Origin of the sequence: Phytomonospora sp. NPDC050363 (assembly GCF_040655735.1) — a bacterium.
GTDB lineage: Bacteria > Actinomycetota > Actinomycetes > Mycobacteriales > Micromonosporaceae > Phytomonospora.
This window is the reverse complement of record NZ_JBFAKK010000002.1, coordinates 89,936-107,874: the sequence shown is the minus strand read 5'-3', so window position 1 is coordinate 107,874 and position 17,939 is coordinate 89,936. Positions and strand designations below refer to the sequence as shown.

Genomic DNA, 17,939 nt, shown 5'->3' with positions numbered 1-17,939 from the left:
GACCTCAGCGTCTCCCGATGAAGTCCGGCGGCCCCTGGTCGCCCGGCACCACCAGGAACGGCGTCTCCACCGGCCCGAACAGCGGCCCGCCCAGGTGTCTCGCGTCGATCGTGCGCGCGGCCGGCCGGTCGCGGTGGAAGATCAGCATCGGCGTGTCGAACTTGCCCTCGGCGTCGGCGACGATCTCCTCGCCGGCCGAGATGCCCTCACTCCACAGGAAACCGACCGTGGCGCCCGGCGGGAAGTTCTCGCCGTGGACCTGGATCACCTTCCCCGGCGCGCTCAGGCCCGGGTTGGAGGTGATGATCGGCTGGATCACCTTGATGCGGGCACTGGCCACATTGTTCAGCGGGTCGGTGTCGGTGACGAAGCTGTTGACGACCCCCACGGCGTCCTCGTCGACGACGGTCACCGGGTCGATCGTGAACGTCACGACGCGCGAGCCGCCGGGTTCGATGTCGCCGATCGGGCAGGGGTTGGTGATCAGGCACGCGGCGGGGTCGGCGGCCACCGGCGGCGGCAGGCTGACCGGGAAGGACGCGTCGAGCGTCACCTGCCGGGCGAAGGCCTCGGGAGAGTTCTGGATCGTGAACGTCACGACCAGCTTCTCCCCGCCGACGTAGCCGACGGCCGGCGCCACGGTCGCGGTCAGCGCCAGGTTCGGCGGCAGCCCGACGGTCACGCGCGTGATCGCGCTGTTGTTCTGGAGGTTGGGGTCGAAGGCCGAGCCGGTCACGTCCGCGGTCACCGGATGCGTCCCGGCGGCCACGCCGGTCACCACGATCACGATCGACCACGGGACCTGCGCGCTGAGCGGATCGCGCGTGCAGACCAACGCGACGGGGTCGCAGAAGCCGCTGTCGGGCGTTATCGACGCCACTGCCAGCCCCGGCGGGATGGTGAGCTTCACCGTGGGCGCCGTCGGCATCGAACCGAGGTTGGTGACGGTGACGCGGATGGTGTCCTGCATGCCGTACTCGATGGTGCCGAGGTCGGCGGTCGCGGTGACCATCAGGTCGGCCGTCGGCTGCCAGGTCGGCTCCCCGACGTAGTAGGGCGTCGACGTCAGGTGGACGGGCTCACCGCCGGCGGCCTCCATCGTGAAGATCGACGACGGCCCCTCGCTCTGGTAGCCGCTGAAGGCCAGGCGCGTGGCCTGCGGCGACCACGCCGGGTCGGCCACACCCCCGACGGAGTCGTCGTCGACGGGGATGGCCGTGATCGTGCCGGTCGCCGGGTCGACGAGGTTGAGGGTGTCGAAGTCACGACTGAAGGCGATCTTGGACGGGTCGGCCGGCGACCACGCGGGCCCCCGGTCGTCGCAGTCGTAGTAGCACTCCTCGTCGAGATCGTTGGTCAGCTGCACGGCCCGCACGCCCGCGGGGAAGGGGAAGGGCGTCAGGTACAGGTCGGCGTCCTCGTCGGGGAAGGCCGCCCGCATCCTGAAGATCGGGCCGCCGGGGTCGTCGCCGCCGCTGCCGCGCGGCACCCAGGCGCGCGCGAAGACCAGCCGCGAGCCCACCGGGTCCCAGCTCGGCTCGGCGTCGAAGGAGTAGCTGTACTCGTTGGCGCTGGTCTCGACGGGCAGCTCGTTGCGGATGCCGGTCGCCAACTCCACGACCGTGATGGCGCTGACCGGGGTCGGGTTCTCCTCGTCGCCGAACTCGGTGAACTCGTGCCCGTAGGCGATGAAGCGCCCGTCGGGCGACCAGGCGGGGTCGACGTAGAACTCCCGGAAGCCGGGCCGGGGGCCGGGGATGAGGGTCTCGGTGCCGGCGGCGAGGTCGGCGATGACGATGTCGGCGCTGTCGGCGGTCTCCCCGCCCGACGCGCGGCTGAAGGCGAGCCTCGTGCCGTCGGGCGAGTACACCGGGGCGCTCTCGCGGTCGTCCCAGCGGTCGCTGAAAGGCTGCTGGCCGTTGCCGTCGGTCTGGATCGTGTGGAGCAGCGACGTGGCCAGCGGCCGGCCGGCGGTGTACCCGATCTTGCCGAGCTCGGCGCTCCAGAAGGGGTGCTGCTCGGTGTAGTCGTCGCGGTCGCTGACCTCGGCGACGTATCCCTCGCCGAAGCGCGCGTAGACGCCGAGGGTGTTGCCGTCGACGGAGCTGGACGTGAACGCGATTCCCGACGACGGGCCGCTGTCGGGTCCGGTCCAGACGGCCTCGGTGGAGGCGCGCGGCCAGAACGGGTAGACCTCGCGACGGACGTCGCCGCCCCCTGCCGGGATGGACACGATCTCGGTGGTGCCGTACCCGTCCTCGTCCTCGAAGCGGCCGCTGGCGGTGAAGGCGATGCGCAGGCCGTCGTGGGACCAGGCGGGGTCGCTGTCGGAGTTGACCGTCGACGTCAGGCGCGTGCGGGAACCCGAGGGCAGGTGCTGGCGCCAGATGTCGTAGTTCGCGGTGGCCGTCCAGCGGGCGAAGGCGAGGTTCTCACCGTCGGGCGACCAGCTGGGCGACTCGGCCGGTTCGGAGTCGTTGGGCGCGATACGGGCAAGGCCGGTGCCGTCGGCGTTGACCGTCCACACGTGAATCGTGGGGTCTTCGCCCCGGTAGTCCCGTGAGGCGAACGCGATGCGGGACCCGTCGGGGGAGATCACCGGGTCGTAGTTGAGGACGCCCTCGACGGCGGGGACGACCGTCGTCACCGTCGTCCCGTCCGACAGGAGGATCGCGCGCCCGTCCTCGTCGGCGACCCACGCGACCAGCCCGGCGCGCGCGTCGCCCTCCTCGCTGCTCGCCGGCGGCGAAACGTCCTGCGGGAGGACGGGCGCCTCGGCGCCCTCGTCGTCGGTGGCCGCGAGGTACTGGAAGTAGTCGTCGGTGGAGGAGAACGCGATACGGCCGGGGGCCGGGTCGGCGAAGGTCACCGGGTCGGCGGCGGCGCGCGAGTCGTCGAGCGCCTCGGCGGCCGGCAGCACGATCAGGGCGAGCGCCATGGACAAGGCCATCGCGGACACCACTTCGGGTCGCACGCGCACGGCGGTCCCCTTCCCTGTCACCCGTTCACCGTCAGGATGGCGCGCGGGGTTGTCTCGGGCATCTTCATGAGGGCAGCCGTTCGGGCAGAGCGGCCTGCCTATATGTGTCCGTCGCCCGCCGCGAGGAAGCGGCGGGCGACGGACGGCGGTCCGGGTCAGATGACGATGACCGAGACGTTGGTCGTGTTGTTGATGGGCGTCGGGTCGATCACCGGTGTGCTGACGACTCCGGTGACGAGCGTGTTGAGCGGCGTGTTCGCCGGGAACGTGAAGGTCACGATCCGGCTCGTCGACGGCGCCATGTCACCCAGCACGCAGGGGTTGACCGTCAGGCAGGAAACCGGGCTGGCCGTGGTCCTGGCGGGCACGGCGGCCGGCCATGTCACGTTCAGCTGCACGTTCCTGGCCGTCACGCCCGGCCCGTTCTGCACGATGAAGGTCACCGTGATCGGGGGGCCCCCGACCGTCCCGGGGAACGGCGAGGCCGCGCCGGAGACGTTCAGGTCGGGCGGGTTGAGGACGGTGATGAAGCCCGTCGCGGTGTTGTTGGTGAGCAGCGGGTCGACCGTCGGGCTGGAGACCGAGGTGGTGAACGCGTGGCTTCCCGCGACCGCTCCGGTCACGTTGACCGCGACGTTCCACGGCGTGTTCGGCGCCAGCGGGGCCCGGGTGCAGGTCATCGCGACGAGGTCGCAGGTGCCGCTGGCCGGGACCACCGAGGTGACCGTCAGGCCCGTCGGGATGGTCAGCTGGAGGGTCGGGACCGTGGTGGCCGTGCCGAGGTTGGTGACCGCGACGCGGATCGTCGTCGACGCCCCGAACTCGATCGTGCCCTCGTCGGCGGTGGGGACGACCTCGTAGTCGGCGACGTTCTGGTAGGCGGCCTGGCCCACCGAGTACGGCGTCGACGTGCGGTGCGTCGGTGTGCCGCCGGCGGCCGGCAGCTCCCAGATCGACGGCGGCGAGGTGCCGTTGCCGAAGCCGGTGAACGCGAGTTTGACGCCGTCGGGCGACCAGGCCGGGTCGGCGACGCCGTAGACGGAGTCGTCGTTGACGGCCAGGGTCGTCAGGGCCGCCGTCGCCGGGTCGACGACGACGATGTCGCCGAAGTCGCGGGTGAAGGCGATCTTGCCCGGGTCGGTCGGCGACCACGCCGGGGCGCGGTCCTCGCAGCCGTGCGAGCAGGCGGTGCCGAGGTCGGTGGTGAGCTGCGTGGGCTTCACGCCGGCCGGGAAGGGGTAGGCCGACAGGTACAGGTCGGTGTCCGACTCCTCCGGGAAGGCCGCCTCGATGCCCACGTCACGCGCCATCAGGCCCATGCCCGGGTCGGCGCCGGCCGTGCTCACCCAGGTCCGCGAGAACGCCAGGCGCCCGCTGACCGGGTCCCACGCCGGTTCGCCGTCGAAGGAGTAGAAGGCCTCGTTGTTGCTCAGCTCGACCGGCAGTTCGCTGCGGGTTCCCGTCGTCAGGTCGAGCACCGTGATGGCGCTGACCTGCGGCGGGAACTCGCCGACGTCGAGTTTGGCGTACTCGTGCCCGAAGGCGAGGAAGCGCCCGTCGGGCGACCACGCCGGGTCGACGAAGTATTCGCGGTAGGTGGGCCGTGCGCCCGGGATCAGCGTCTCCACGCCGGTGGCGAGGTCGACGATGACGATGTCGGCGCTGGTGCCGTCGGCGGCGGCGCGGCTGTAGGCGAGCCGCTTGCCGTCGGCGGAGTACGCCGGGGCGTCCTCGCGGTCGTTCCACTTGTCGCTGACCGGCAGCTTGCTGGTGCCGTCGACCTTCATCGTGTTGATCCGCGAGGTCGGCTGGCGCCGGTCGGCGGTGTAGCCGACGGCGTTCTGCTCGACGCTCCAGAAGGCGTGGCTCTCGGCGAAGTCGGGCTGGTCGCTGACCGCCACGACGAAGCCGTCGGCCAGGCGCGTGTAGATCCCCGACGTGGTCCCGCCGGCCTCGGTGCTGGTGAACGCCAGACCCGCCGTCGGCGTGCTGCCCGTCGTCGTCCACACCGCCTGCGAGCTCGGCCGCGGCCAGATCGGGAACACCTCGCGCCGGTAGTCGCCGCCCCCTGCGGGGATGGTGACGATCTCGGTGGTGGGGTACCCGGCGGCGTCGTTGTAGCGTCCCGTGGTGGTGAACGCGATGCGCGTCCCGTCGAGGGACCAGGCCGGCTCGTAGTCGCGGGAGGGGGTCGCGGTCAGCCGGAGGGTGAACTTCGACTCGACGTGGATGCGGTAGATGTCGTAGCCGTTGGCCGCGGTCGTGTAGCGGCTGAAGGCGATGTTCTCGCCGTCGGGATCCCAGGTCGGCCAGTAGTCGGCGTTGGTGCCCGTGGTGACCTGCTGGAGCTGGGTCCCGTCGGTGCGCACCTTCCAGATCTTCGAGACGCCGCCGAAGGTGTTGCGGCTGAAGGCGACCCACAGGCCGTCCGGCGACACCGCGGGCGTGCGGTTGTAGACGCCGCTGACGGCCGGGACGAGCGTGGTGACCGCGCCCGTCGTCTGGTTGGACAGCATCACGGCGCGGCCGGTCTTGTCGGCGATCCACGCGACGCGCCCGGCACGGGCGTCCCCCTCGTCGCTGCTCGCCGGCGGCGACACGTCGGCCGGCAGGACCGGCGACTCGTCACCACTGGCGGAGGTCTTGGCGAGATAGTGGAAGTCGGAGGCCTGCGCCGAGTACGCCAGCCGGCCCGGCGCGGCCACGGCCGTGATCACCGGGTCGGCGGAAGCGGGCGCGTTGTCGACGGCTTCAATCGTGGGCAGGGCCATCAAAGCTAGAGCGGTCGTTAAAGTCACCGCTGAGACGACGTGAGAGCGTACGCGCACAGGACTCCCCTTTCCCGGACAACATCACCCCAGAGGGTTGCCTTACAAACGGGGGAGGCGCAGCCGCTAAGGGGCAGCCGATCGGGCAGAACGGTCTGCCTGTAGGTGTTCCCGCTCGGCCGTCGCCCCTTACCACCTGCGCATCTAGGTTCGGCGCATGACGACGCTGGCTGCCCTCCAGGACACCGTGCTCGACGTGACTCCCGGCGAGCCCGCGAGCCTGTACCTCACCCTGCGCAACACCGGCACGATCGTCGAGGGTTACACGCTGACCGTCGTTGGCGCCGCCGAGGCGTGGACGGCCGTGGAACCGGCCGAGCTCTCCCTGTACCCGGACACCGACGCCCAGGTGCGGCTGACCTTCAGCGCCCCTCGAAACTCCGACGTACCGGCCGGCGAGGTGCCCTTCGCCGTCCGCGTCCTCCCCCGCGAGCACCCCGAGACGGCGGTGGCGCCCGAGGGCCTGCTGCGGGTGCAGCCCTTCACCGACACCACCGGCGAGCTCACCCCGCGCACCGCGGGCGGGCGCGTCTTCGGCCGCACCGAGGTGGCCGTCGACAACCGGGGCAACATTCCCGTCAACGTGCGCGTCAACGCCAAGGACGCCGACGACGCGCTGCGCTTCGAGGCCCGGCCCCCCGAGCAGGCGGTCCAGCCCGGGCAGGCGGTGTTCACCAAACTGAGCGTGCGCGCCCGCAAGCCGCGCTGGCGCGGCCCGGCGATCACGCACCCCTACGCCGTGGCGCTCACGACGCTCGACAAGAACGACCAGGAGACCCAGCCGCCGGTGCTGCTGGACGGCAACCTGGTGCAGAACCCGATCATCCCCCGCCACGCCGGACGCTGGCTAGCGGCGCTCGTCGCGCTAGCACTGCTAGCCGCGCTGGGCTGGATGTTCATGCTCAAGCCCGCGGTCGAGTCGGCCGCGGAGAACGCCGTCGCGAGCCCCGTCGAAGACCTCAAAGAACAGGTCGCCGCCGCCGACGAGAAAGCCGAGGCCGCCGAGGAGAAGGCCGAGGAGGCCGCGGCGGGAAACTCCGCGCCGCCGACCGAACCCGCCCCTCCCGGAACGACGCGCTCGCCGTTCTCGACACGGCTGGAGGCCACGGCCGGCGCCAACGGCACCGACGCCGACGAGCACGTGGTGCCCGAGAAGACGACGCTGTCGCTGACCGACATCGTCCTGGAGAACCCGCAGGGCGACACCGGCCGCCTCGACGTCGAGGTCAACGGGCAGCTCGTGTTCACCGTGTCGCTGGCGAACTTCCGCGACCTCGACTACCACTTCGTGACGCCCCTGCGGGTACCGGCGGAGAAGTCGGTGATCATCCGGCTGACCTGCCAGAAGCCCGGACCGCGACTGGTCGGCACCAGCTCCGACTCCTGCCGCTCCTTCGTACTGCTCGCCGGGACGAACGCCAAGAAGGCCGAGGCGTAGGCACCGACCGCCCCCGCGAGCCACACCCCCTCACCCCGAAAACGGAGGCGACATGACGGTCTGCAACCGGTGCGGCGCGGCGGTCACCGCCGACGACCAGTTCTGCGGATCCTGCGGCGAATACCTGGAATGGGACGAGACGCCCGGGCAGGCCGGCCAAGCCGACCCGGGCGCCGCCGACACGCAGGTCGCGGCGAGCGCGCAGAACGGCGGCTCCACCACCGCCGCGGCCATCGCGCAGCAGGGAACAACGGCGGCGACGGCGGCACCGGCGTTCGGACGGCAGGTACCCCAGATGCCGACCGCCCCGAAACAGCCCACCCCGCCCCGGCACACCGAACCGCCGCCGGTGCAGCCCGGACAAGTCGCCGAACAGCCCATCCGGCCCCGCCCCGCACACGTCGAACGCCCCGCCGCGCCCCCGATCGAACTCCTCGGCACCGACCAGGTCCGCTGCGGCCCCTGCGGCGCCGCCAACGACGACACCCGCAAGTTCTGCCGACGCTGCGGAGCATCACTCGCCGCCGAAACCGGCCCCGCCGAAGTGAAACTCTCCTGGTGGCGCAGGCTCTTCCGCAAACGCGGCCCCGAGGACAAGAAGTGGTACGCCGCCGGGCACCGGCGATCCCAACGACGCATCCGCATCATGCGCATCGTCGGCATCCTCCTCGTCATCGCCATCGTCCTCGGCGTCATCGCCGCCTGGCCCGCCCGCTCTTACGTCGACGCCATGGTCAACACCGTTAAAGACCGCTTCACCGAACACGTCCCCATCGTCCCCAGCGACGTACGGACATCCAGCAGCACCACCGGCACCAAAGCCCAAAACCTCCTCGACGGCATCGCCGACAAATACTGGGCCCCCGGCGGCGACGGACTCGACGAATGGGTCGAAGTCGAATTCAACAACCCCGTCCGCATCGTCGACCTCGTCGTCTCCTCAGGCGCCTCCCGAGCCCAAGACCAGTTCCTCACCCAAGCCCGCCCCGAGAAACTCGTCGTCACCATGACCGCCGAAGACGGCAAAGAGACCATCGAAGAAATCACCCTCGTCGACCAAGCCGACCCCCAAACCTTCGGACTCGGCGTATCCGACGTCGTCACGGTCAAACTCACCGTCAAAAGCGCTTACGGCTACGAACACGGCAAAGCCGTCGCCATAGCCGAGCTGGAGTTCTTCACCCGCAAGTGAAGAACACGAAAGGGACCCGCCCTGCCCGCGGGTCCCTTTCTGTGCTTGCTGGGTCGGAGGCTAACGAAACGCCTGCCGGGTAGGGGATCGGGCTGCGGCACCTCCTCCGGTGCCGGGTCCCCGGAGTGGGGTGACGCCTGAACTGGCGGGTGCCCGGCGCGAAGCGGCCGGCACCGCTGCGGGATTCGGTGCGCCCAAGCTGGCGAGTGCGGGGCAAGCCCGGCGGCTGGGGCCGCCCGGGGCGACTACCGACGGCCCGCAACCCTCGCCGAGAACCGGGTCCAGGGACGGAGTCCCTGGTGGGGGTCTGGGGGCGAAGCCTCCCAGCAGGGTCTGGGACGGAGTCCCAGCAGGGGCCTGGGGACGGCGTCCCCAGCGGGGGCGCGGGGGGCGGAGCCCCCGGCCGGGTGAAGGCCGCAACACCACCCACGCCACGAGCCCCGCCACAACCGGCTGATCTCCCACTCTCCCCCAGCCCTCGCCGATCCCCAGCCCTACCGAACCCCGCCACGCACTCAACCCCGCAGCGCGACGGCGACATCGAGAACCAACCCGATCCGCTCGATGAGCCGCCCCGGCCCCGCGGTCGCCCGAAGAATCTCCCGCAGCTCCCCCACCAGGTCAACGCCGCCGTCACCACCCCGGCCCCCACCCAGACCCTCGCCAAGCCCCCCGCCCAGCATCCCCGCCAAGTAAGCCGCCACTTCCCGGTCACCCCGCGCCAGATACTTCGCGACGATCGGAATCATCAGCAGCGCGACAACCCCCGGATCGCCGTCGTCCGGCCGCGCACCACGCCCGAGCCCGTCGAGGGCCTCGGACAGCGGCAGCTCGCCCCGGCGGCCGTCCTCACCCACGAGGAGCCCGGCCTCGGCGGGAAGCGGCGACTCACCGGGCCAGGTGTACCAGTCGACCCCGACCAGCAGCGGCCCGGTGAGATGAACGGCCGCGAGGTAACCGCCGCCGACCGGCCCGTTCGAGGGATCGTCGCGGACCAGCACCGCTTCGCCGAGGAGACACGGTCCACCGGTGACCACGAGGTCGAGGTCGCTCCAGTCGTCGGCCCCGCCCTTGGCGAAGGAACCGACCTGCCAGAGACTCCGCCCGTCCGCGGCGGCCTGCGCGCTGATGCGCTCCAACAGCACCGCGCGCGCTTCGGCGTGCCTCGCCAGCAGGCGTCGAGCCTCGGCTCGGTCCATGGTCGTGACCCACCCGCCGCCCTACCGAATCTCGTACATCCCCTTCTCGTACGACGGCCCGTAGTACTCCTCAAGCTCCTCGACCGTCTCCTCGGTCTCCTGCACCCGCTTGACCAGCCGCGCGTGCGACTCCACCGCCGTCGGATTCCACGTCTCGGGCCGCCACAGCGACGACCGCAGGAACGCCTTGGGGCAGTGGAAGAAGATCTGCTCGACCTCGACGACGATCGCGAGCCTCGGCCGGTGGCCCTTCACGACCATGCCGTCGAAGAAGGGCGCCTCGCGAACCAGCCTGGCTCGGCCGTTGACACGGAGGCTGTCGGGGCGGCCCGGAATGAGGAACAGCAGCCCGACGTGCGGGTTGGCGAGGATGTTGGTGAACCCGTCGACGCGGTTGTTGCCGGGCCGGTCGGGGATGGCGAGGGTGTGGTCGTCGAGGACGTGCACGAACCCGGCCGGGTCCCCCTTCGGGGAGACGTCGAGGTTGCCGTCGGCGTCGCTGGTGGCGATGAGGCAGAAGGACGCGGCGGCGAGCCATTCGCGGTCGACGTCGAGCAGCCGGGTGCGCTCCTTGGTGATGGCGCGCTGCTTGGGCACGCCGAACATCTCGCGCAGTTCGTCGGCGGAGCCGACCTCGACGTAACCGCGTTCGGCGTCCAGTGCTGAGGTCATGGTGAGGGCTCCCGCCTCTAGATCGACGCCTCGATCCTAGCGGTCTTTTTTGCCGTGCTTTTCGATGTAGTCGATGAACGCCGCGCGCAGCAAGGGCTCCTCCTCGCCGTACCCGCGGCCGTGGAACTCCTGGTAGGTCTCGACGATGTTGTCGATCACCGACCCGATCGAGCCGACCGAGCCGTCGGTCTCGGCGTTGTAGGAGTGCGGCAGGTGCTCGATGACGTCCCAGAAGAAGCTGAGGTCGAGGCGGCGCCGGGCGAGACTGAAGGCGCGCTCGCGCAGCTCCTCGGTGGACAGGGCGGCGAGTCCTTCGACGGGCGCCGGGCGGGCGTCGGATCCGGGAGTGGTCGCGGGATCGGTCATGGCGCCATGTTAGGCGTGTTCGGCGGCGCGGGCGGGCGGTTTGCCGGTGCCGCCGCGACTACAGTCGCGCAGTGGGGCATGAAACCCCCGCTTGCGGCGGGTTTCCGCCTAGATCATGACGGATACGGGCAGGCGCGAACCGCGCGATCGGGACTAAGGTCCCTTGTGGACCAAGCCTTGTGGACGTAATGGACCCCGGCTGACCTGCGCTTCCGTGAACATGACCGACTCCCGCCCTGTGCAAGACCATCATCCCAAGCGCCAGGGCTACCTGACCGTTCGGCCACGGCGATCATGTGAAGAGTTCGCTACTCTCAGGAACGAACCGGTCGTCCCCAGTGGCTGCCCTCCACGATCGCGGAGACCTCCGGGCACTTCATTCCTGTCGGGGGAGAACGGCGGCGTGGCCGCGCAGGGAGGAGGGCGATGCAGACCGTCATGCACCGCGAGACGAGCGGACTGGTGCGAACCAGACTGCTCGCGGACCTCAACTCGGTACGTACAGCACCACTGGCCCTGGTCACCGCACCGGCCGGATTCGGCAAGACCACACTGCTGACCCACTACGCCCACTATTTCCGCAACACGACCGGCGGCAGCGTCGGGTGGCTGGGTGTGGGGCCCGGACACGCCGACCCGCACCGCCTCGTCGCCGACATCAGGCGCTGCATTCCCTGCGAGCTACCCGAAGCCCGCGACGAAGGCGACCTCGACGAGCTCCTGCGCGCACTCGACGCGGCGGCCGTCGGTCACATGCTCCTGGTCCTCGACGACGTCCACTGCCTGGACAACTCACCCTCGGAGCAGATCCTCGACCGCCTCATCGCAACCGCGCCCAGTCGGTTGCGGCTGGTGCTGGCGTCGAGGCGGATGCCGAGGCTGAACCTGGCCCGGCACGAGCTGGCCGACGTGAGCATCATCGACGCCGAGCAGCTGCGCTTCCGCAGCTGGGAGACCGAACAGCTGCTGCGCCTGGTCTACCGCGAGCCGCTCCCGCCCGCCGACATCGCCGCCCTCGACAGGCGCATCGGCGGATGGGTCGCCGGACTCCAGCTCTTCCATCTGTCCACAAGGGGCCGCTCGCTCGCCGAGCGCCGCGAGGCCGTCGCCGCCCTCGACGGACGCGCGACCCTCGTGCGCGCCTACCTGGCGCGTACCGTGCTGGCCGAGCTCCCCGCGAAACTGCGCGACTTCCTCGTCCGCACCAGCGTCTTCGACGTGCTCACCGCCGCCCGCTGCGACCGTCTCCTGCGGCGCCACGACTCGGCGCGGCACCTCGCGGAGCTGGAACGCCTGCAGGCGTTCACGACCAGCCCCGACGGCGGCCGCACCTACCGCTACCACGAGGCGCTGCGCTCGCACCTGGCGGCGACGCTGTCGGACGGGATCGGCGAGAAGGCCGCGCGGCGCCACCACTCCAGGGCCGCGCAGCTGCTCCTCGACGAGGGCGCGCTCACCGAGGCGGCCCGCGCCTACGCCCGCGCCGAGGACTGGACGACCGTGCGCAGGCTCCTGTCGCGGATCGGGTCGGGAATCGTCGCCGACGGCGTCGAACCCTGGCGCGACGTCCTGCCCGCGTGGCTGGTCACCGAGGATCCCTGGCTGCGTCTGGCCGAGGGCAAGCACCTGTTCAGCCGGGGCCAGCTCACCGCCGCCGCCGAATGCCTCATCAGGGGCGCGGCGCTCTTCGGCGACGACGACGGCCGCGCGCACAGCCGCGCCGCCCTCACCAGGGTCAGCGTCTGGATGCCCGGGCCCGCCGGCCCGCAGGGCCACTGGGAGAACCGGCTGCGGGCCGCGACCCAGCGGCACCCGGCACTGGCGGCCGCCCAGGCCGACCGGATGCCGGCGCCCTACGGAACGCTCGTGCGGACCCTCTCCCACGTACTGAGCGGACGGATCGCCGAAGCCGCCGGCGCATTGTCCACTGTGGAACCCGACGGCACCGACCTGGTGATGCTCGCGCTGCGCGCCTGCCAGGCCATCGGCGTGCTCACCGAGGATCCGGCGACCGGCACCTCGCGCCTGTCGGAGCTGGCCAGCGAGGCCGAACGCGCCCAATACCCGTGGCTGGCGCGCATGGCGCGGGCCGCGGTCGCGCTCGACGGCACCGAGGACAGCGCGAAGACCGCCGTCGGCGTCGCCGAGGAGTGCTCACGCGAAGGCGACGAGTGGGGCGCGGTCCTGGCCACCGGGCTCGCCTGGCTCCAGCACGCGGGCAGCGCGCACGCCGATCCGCTCGCGCTGGCCGAACTGGTCCAGCGCTGCTCGCGGCTCGACGCCGGCGTGCTGCACTCCTGGGCGCAGTCGCTGTACGCGCTGTCGGCGGTGGCGACGAACCTGCCCGACGCCGACGTGGAGGCCTCCCGCGCGATCAGCGTCGCCCGGGCGGCGGGCGCGCACGGCGCGCAGGTCGCCGCGCTGATCGCCTCGGCGCGGGCCGAACCGGCCCAGTCGATCGAACTGACCGACCGGGCCCGGCTGCTGGCCATCGAGTGCGGCCTGCCGCAGTCCCTTGTGGACCGCTGGCTGGACGCGCCGGCCGAGTCGACCGACCCGAACCCCGCCCCGGTCGCCCGGGCTCCGCTGGCACTGCTGTGCCTCGGCGGTTTCCAGGCCTTCCGCGACGGCGTCCGGATCGACTTCACGGCCGTCAAACCGAGGGCCCGCGCGCTGCTGCGGCTGCTCGCGATACACGGCGGCGCACCGGTTCACCGCGAGAGCCTGGCGGAGGCGCTGTGGCCGACGCTGCCGGTGACGGCGGCGACGCACAGTCTCCACGTCGCGGTGTCCAGCCTGCGACGGCTGCTCGAACCGGGCGTCGAGCGCGGGGCCCACCGGGTCTTGATGCGCGAGGGCGACAGCTACAAGCTCGTGCTGCCCACCGACGGCTACGGCGACGTGATCGCCTTCCGCCGGGCGGTGCACGACGCGCGTCTGGCGCGGATGACCGGTGACGTCACCACGACCGCGACGGCCCTGCGGGCGGTGATCTCGGCCTACACGGGCGATCTGCTGCCCGAGGACGGCGCCAGCGAGTGGGTCGTGCACGAGCGCGAGCAGCTGCGCAGGGCGGCCGCCGACGCGGCGGCGACCCTGGCGGCGCTGGAGCTGGCGCGCTCGGACGCGGGCGCGGCGACCACGGCCGCCGAGCGCTGCGTGGCCATCGACCGCTACCACGACGAGGGGTGGCGCCTGCTCATCGACGCCTGCGAGCGCGGCGGGAACCGTGCCGCGGCACGGGATGCGCAGGGAAGGTACGGGCAGATCCTGTCGGAACTGGATCTGGACTGAGAAGAGGCGCGGGTATGGGCGGGGCCGTCACGGCCCCGCCCTCGCCGTGTCAGTAGGTGTACTCGAACCCCGACCAGATGACGAAGTCGACGTTGCCCTCGGCCACCCACTCGCCGCCCAGTGCGGTGGCCAGGCTGTCCTGTCCGCCGGCGGGGAAGAGGAAGCCGTTGGCGCCGCCGGCGGGCTCGCCCATGAACTCGATCATCGGGGCGGGCACGCCCGCGGCGTCCTGGCGCTGGAGTTCGGCGATGAACTCGTCGTGCTTGCGCGCGTAGCCCTCGGGGTCGGTCTTCTTCTCGCCGAGCAGGATGGGTGCGGGAACGCGCACGTCGGGGAGGTCGCTGTACACGGCCGAGAGCGGGTCGAGGTAGTTGGAGTCGAAGGCGCCGTCGTGGACCTCGGAGGCGGCGACCTGTTCGGGCGTCCAGGCTTCGGGGATGAGCGCGACCGCCGCCACGACCCGCTCGAAGCCCGGGACCCACGTGCGGTCGGCGCCCTTGGCCGGGCGGTAGGCGAGGAAGACCCGGCAGGGGCCTTCGGCCATTTCGCGGTAGATGTACTCCATCGAGTCGACGCCGGACATGACGACCGTGCCGCCGCGGCTGTTGAGGATGCCGATCTCGACGAAGTCGCCGTGGTCGTCGTCGGGGGCGGTGTGGGTGCGCAGCGCGGTGTTCCAGTCCATGGCGGGCATCGTGCCAGGTGGGCGCCACCCGACTGACAGGTCCTCCCCGACTTCGCCTCGGCGGGTGACCTGTCCCTCGCGCGCTGCGTCGTGGCTCACTCCCCCTGGCGATCCGCGGACGCAGTCCCTACGCTTACTCCTCGTGAGGTTCTCCGTCATCCGTGTCTGGCTGGTTCGCCGCCTGCACGTCGACTTCTGCCGCGTCACCGGCGTGGCGTGTTGCGCGCTCTGATCCAGCAGAGCGTGCGTTAAACGCACCCGTTCGGCCCCTCACTCACCCCTCCGCACGCCTTATCCGCTTCATGCCCGCGTGCGCCTTTTCCTGGAGTCACCCCATGCTCGCTCTCGTCAAGAGAGTCCCCTTCAGCGTGCAGCTGCTCATCGGTCTGGTGCTCGGCGCCGGTCTCGGCTGGGTCGCCCGCAACTGGGACGTGTCCTGGCTGACCACGACGCTGACCCAGATCGGCACGATCTTCGTGCAGCTGCTCAAACTCGCCGTTCCGCCGCTGGTGCTGACCGCGGTGGTCGTCTCGATCGCCAACCTGCGCAAGCTGTCCGGCGCCGCGCGCCTGGTCGGCAAGACCCTCATGTGGTTCGGGATCACCTCGCTGCTCGCCGTGGGCGTCGGCCTGGGTCTCGGACTGCTCACCGACCCCGGCAAGGGCGTGTCGCTGGGCACCGCCGAGGCGCCGGAGCACGTCGGCGGCTGGACCGACTTCCTGACCGGGATCATCCCGACCAACATCGTGGAGTCGTTCACCGAGGTCAACGTCCTGCAGATCGTGTTCATCGGCATCGTCCTCGGCGCGGCCGCGGTCGCCGTCGGGGACAAGGCCGCACCGTTCCTGAAGCTCAACGAGTCGCTTCTGGAGCTGGTGCAGAAGGCCCTGTGGTGGATCATCCGCCTCGCGCCGATCGGCACGCTGGGCCTGATCGGCAAGGCCGTGGCGACCTACGGCTGGGATCTGCTGCGGCCGCTGGCGACCTTCAGCGCCGACGTCTACATCGGATCGCTGCTGGTCATGCTGGTGATCTACCCGATTCTGCTGCGCGTGTTCGGCCGCGTGAACCCGCTGACCTTCCTCAAGAAGGCCTGGCCGGCCATCGAACTGGCCTTCGCGTCGCGCTCCTCGGTCGGCACGATGCCGCTGACGCAGCGCGTGACGACCGAGCGTCTGGGCGTCCCGCGCGACTACGCGTCCTTCGCGGTTCCCTTCGGCGCGACGACCAAAATGGACGGTTGCGCGGCGGTGTACCCGGCGCTGGCGGCGATCTTCATCGCGCAGGTCTTCAACGTGCCGCTGGGCATCGAGGACTACCTGCTGATCGCCTTCGTCTCGGTCATCGGCTCGGCGGCCACCGCCGGTCTCACCGGCGCGATCGTGATGCTCACGCTGACCCTGTCGACGCTGGGCCTGCCGCTGGAGGGTGTCGGCCTGCTGCTGGCGATCGACCCGATCCTCGACATGATCCGCACCGCCACCAACGTGACCGGCCAGATGGTGGTCCCCGTCCTGGTCGCGCGCTCGGAGCGCAGCCTCGACGAGGGGATCTTCACCGCGCCGAGCCAGCCTCTCGACGCCGAACCGGCAAGGCCCGCGGAGCCCGCCGAACCGGCGAAGCCGACGGTGATCCGCGAGCCGGAACCGGCCTACGGTTCCTGACCGTCCACAAAACGCCTGGAGGCGGCCGCCGGTGATAACCGGTGGCCGCCTCCGCCGCACCCGGCGGACAATCGGGCCGTGACCGACATCGAAGCGCTCATCGACGAAGGCCTGTCCACACCCGTCGAAGGGTGGGACTTCACCCGCTTCGGGCGACGGCTGCGTCATGAGAACGCGCCCTGGGACTTCACCGGAAGCGCCGTTTCGCTGGCGTCGCGGGCGAAGGCGCTGCTCGACATGGGAACCGGCGGCGGCGAGTGGCTGTCGGGGATTCTGGAGCGGCACCGGCCGCCGCTGGTCGCGGCGACCGAGGGCTGGGCGCCCAACGTCCCGGTCGCCACCGAGCGCCTCGCCGCCCACGGTGTTCCCGTGGTCGTCTACGACGGCGCTCCCGACAACGTCGACCAGGTGCCCCGGTGGGTCCGAGGGGACGATTCCCTTCGGGGACAACGCCTTCGACGTCGTCCTCAACCGGCACGAGTCCTACCTGGCCTCGGAGGTCGGACGAGTGCTCAAGCCCGGCGGGGCCTTCTTGACGCAGCAGGTCGCCGACGGCTGGAGCGACGACCTGCACGACGTGCTCGGCCTGCCGCGTCCGCCTGCGACGGGCTTCACGCGCGACTTCGCCGTGACGCAGGCCGAGGCCGGCGGCCTCACCGTCGTCGAGAGCGGGGAGGGCGCCGACCTGGTCGCCTACGCCGACGTCGCACCGCTGGTCTGGTACGTGCGGATCACCGCGTGGGCGGTGCCGGGACTCGACCCGGCCGCGAGCCGTCCCTTGTGGAGGGAGGTCCAGCGGCGCATCGAGTCCGACGGGCCGCTGGTCCTGCGCGAGCCGCGCTTCTGGCTGCGCGCGACGGTCTGAGTCAGCCGACCGCTTCGGCCTCGCGGGCCGGGGCCGCGCCGCGTTTCGCGCGGGCCTTGCCCTTCCCCTTGTCCAGCCACCACTCGGCGATCAGCAGGTTCACCACCCAGCTCAGCCAGATGCTGGCGCCGGCGGCGTCGAGGATCAGGCGGTCCATGTCGCCGTCGTACTCCAGCTCCAGGAAGGGCATCAGCAACCCGAGCATGATGCCGATCCACAGGCGGTTGACCACAATGGACGTGCACAGCGCGAAGCTGCGGACCATCCAGCGGCGGTGATCGCCGAACTGCCGCCGCCGCGCCGACTTGTAGCCCCGGTAGGTCACCAGCAGCCACACCACGCACAGGGTCGCGTTGCCGACCCTGCCGACGATGCCGACCACCGAGGTCAGCGAGGCGACGATGCCGAGCAGGGCCGTCGGGAGCACGCCGGCGAACACGTAGACGCGGCCCATCCGGCGGTGCGCGAGGGGGTACTTCGCGCGAAACCACGGCCAGACCTGGAATCCGCACATGATCAGGGCGATCGTGCCGAAGCCGATGTGCCCGACCAGGGTCGGCTGGTGCCAGGGGGCGTTCTCGCGGATCGCGACCCGCGAACCGCCGGTCAGGTACGGCGGAAGCGAGAAGGCCAGGAAGGCCGCCATCACCACGAACATGGGCGCGACCCACGGTCTGCGCCAGAAGGACCTCTTCGGGGTCGCTGTCGTCACCATCACGCTTCTCCCTACTGCGTATGAGATACGCAGTGAAGCGT

12 protein-coding genes are annotated in these 17,939 nt (G+C 71.1%); 5 read left to right on the top strand and 7 right to left on the bottom strand.

Going from position 1 to position 17,939, the window contains the following annotated elements; genetic code table 11:
• Positions 1 to 4: 4 nt before the first annotated feature.
• Both AB0I28_RS04900 and AB0I28_RS04895 read right to left on the bottom strand, forming a co-directional pair.
• Positions 5 to 2,980, bottom strand: a complete 2,976-nt coding sequence (locus AB0I28_RS04900; protein ID WP_357489527.1) for a hypothetical protein — start codon at positions 2,978 to 2,980, stop codon at positions 5 to 7.
• Positions 2,981 to 3,135: 155 nt separating this feature from the next.
• Complete coding sequence (locus AB0I28_RS04895; protein ID WP_357489525.1) at positions 3,136 to 5,751, bottom strand: hypothetical protein; 2,616 nt, start codon at positions 5,749 to 5,751, stop codon at positions 3,136 to 3,138.
• 214 nt (positions 5,752 to 5,965) lie between these two features.
• On the opposite strand from AB0I28_RS04895, the gene AB0I28_RS04890 reads away from it, so the two are divergent.
• Positions 5,966 to 7,246, top strand: a complete 1,281-nt coding sequence (locus tag AB0I28_RS04890; RefSeq protein WP_357489523.1) for a hypothetical protein — start codon at positions 5,966 to 5,968, stop codon at positions 7,244 to 7,246.
• Between the two features lie 52 nt (positions 7,247 to 7,298).
• Positions 7,299 to 8,438 carry a hypothetical protein gene (locus AB0I28_RS04885; protein ID WP_357489521.1) on the top strand — a complete coding sequence of 380 codons (1,140 nt, stop codon included), beginning with the start codon at positions 7,299 to 7,301 and terminating at the stop codon, positions 8,436 to 8,438.
• Between the two features lie 515 nt (positions 8,439 to 8,953).
• On the opposite strand, the gene AB0I28_RS04880 is transcribed toward AB0I28_RS04885, so the two are convergent.
• Genes AB0I28_RS04880 through AB0I28_RS04870 form a run of 3 tightly spaced genes read right to left on the bottom strand, consistent with a single transcriptional unit; the run spans position 8,954 to position 10,675 of the window.
• Complete coding sequence (locus tag AB0I28_RS04880) at positions 8,954 to 9,637, bottom strand: hypothetical protein (RefSeq protein ID WP_357489519.1); 684 nt, start codon at positions 9,635 to 9,637, stop codon at positions 8,954 to 8,956.
• Between the two features lie 21 nt (positions 9,638 to 9,658).
• Positions 9,659 to 10,309 (bottom strand): pyridoxamine 5'-phosphate oxidase family protein, encoded by a 651-nt coding sequence (locus tag AB0I28_RS04875; RefSeq protein WP_357489517.1) that lies wholly within the window; start codon positions 10,307 to 10,309, stop codon positions 9,659 to 9,661.
• Positions 10,310 to 10,345: 36 nt separating this feature from the next.
• The gene (locus tag AB0I28_RS04870; RefSeq protein ID WP_357489515.1) at positions 10,346 to 10,675 is read right to left on the bottom strand and encodes a hypothetical protein; all 330 of its coding nucleotides are present in this window, start codon (positions 10,673 to 10,675) and stop codon (positions 10,346 to 10,348) included.
• Between the two features lie 426 nt (positions 10,676 to 11,101).
• Here AB0I28_RS04870 and AB0I28_RS04865 point away from each other — a divergent pair, with 426 nt between their 5' ends.
• Positions 11,102 to 13,969, top strand: coding sequence for a BTAD domain-containing putative transcriptional regulator (locus AB0I28_RS04865; RefSeq protein ID WP_357489513.1), 2,868 nt, complete (start codon positions 11,102 to 11,104; stop codon positions 13,967 to 13,969).
• 49 nt (positions 13,970 to 14,018) lie between these two features.
• Here the strand turns inward: AB0I28_RS04865 and AB0I28_RS04860 are convergent, their stop codons facing one another.
• Positions 14,019 to 14,654 (bottom strand): hypothetical protein, encoded by a 636-nt coding sequence (locus AB0I28_RS04860; RefSeq protein ID WP_357489511.1) that lies wholly within the window; start codon positions 14,652 to 14,654, stop codon positions 14,019 to 14,021.
• A gap of 335 nt (positions 14,655 to 14,989) precedes the next feature.
• Here AB0I28_RS04860 and AB0I28_RS04855 point away from each other — a divergent pair, with 335 nt between their 5' ends.
• Together AB0I28_RS04855 and AB0I28_RS04850 are read left to right on the top strand one after the other, a co-directional pair.
• Positions 14,990 to 16,318: a dicarboxylate/amino acid:cation symporter gene (locus AB0I28_RS04855; protein WP_357489509.1), complete on the top strand. Its 1,329-nt coding sequence runs from the start codon at positions 14,990 to 14,992 to the stop codon at positions 16,316 to 16,318.
• Positions 16,319 to 16,679: 361 nt separating this feature from the next.
• The gene (locus tag AB0I28_RS04850) at positions 16,680 to 17,183 is read left to right on the top strand and encodes a hypothetical protein (RefSeq protein WP_357489507.1); all 504 of its coding nucleotides are present in this window, start codon (positions 16,680 to 16,682) and stop codon (positions 17,181 to 17,183) included.
• A gap of 1 nt (position 17,184) precedes the next feature.
• On the opposite strand, the gene AB0I28_RS04845 is transcribed toward AB0I28_RS04850, so the two are convergent.
• On the bottom strand, positions 17,185 to 17,898 hold the full coding sequence (locus tag AB0I28_RS04845; RefSeq protein ID WP_357489505.1) for a DUF2306 domain-containing protein: 714 nt from the start codon (positions 17,896 to 17,898) through the stop codon (positions 17,185 to 17,187).
• Positions 17,899 to 17,939 lie beyond the last annotated feature (41 nt).